Origin of the sequence: Streptomyces doebereineriae (genome assembly GCF_031845645.1) — a bacterium.
Classification (GTDB): domain Bacteria; phylum Actinomycetota; class Actinomycetes; order Streptomycetales; family Streptomycetaceae; genus Streptomyces; species Streptomyces canus.
This window is the reverse complement of the sequence record NZ_JAVREZ010000416.1, coordinates 1-428: the sequence shown is the minus strand read 5'-3', so window position 1 is coordinate 428 and position 428 is coordinate 1. Positions and strand designations below refer to the sequence as shown.

The following is a 428-nucleotide window of genomic DNA, read 5'->3' as shown; positions in this document are numbered from 1 at the left end:
CCACTGGCACGAGGAGTGGGCCCCGGAGGTCCCCGTCCACGAGGCCGCCCACCTCGGCCGTGACCCCCGTACCACCGACGACCTGGCCGCGCTCGCCGTCCCCGCCCCGGACGGGCGCGAGGCGGGCCGGGCGGACGACCCGTGGTGGATCGAGGGCGAGGAGGGGGAGAGCGGCACTCCGGCCGAGCTGACCTGGTGCCTGCCGCTGCCCGGCGCGGTCAAGGAGGACTTGCGGCTGGTCCGCCGGGGTGAGGAACTCCTCCTGACCGTGGGCCCGTTCCACCGGATCATCAAGGTCGCCTCGGCCCTGCGCCGCTGCACGGTCTCCGGCGCCGCTCTCACCGACGGCGTCCTGCGCGTCCGCTTCACCCCCGACCCCGGGCTCTGGCCCCGTACGCCCTGAACACCCTGAGCGCTCTGTCCCGTAC

1 protein-coding gene is annotated in these 428 nt (G+C 75.5%); it reads left to right on the top strand.

All coding sequences use genetic code 11. The features are described from left to right. Positions 1-403: ArsA family ATPase (locus RNB18_RS52580; RefSeq protein WP_449657666.1), on the top strand; the 403-nt coding region annotated here is incomplete at its 5' end. Positions 404-428 lie beyond the last annotated feature (25 nt).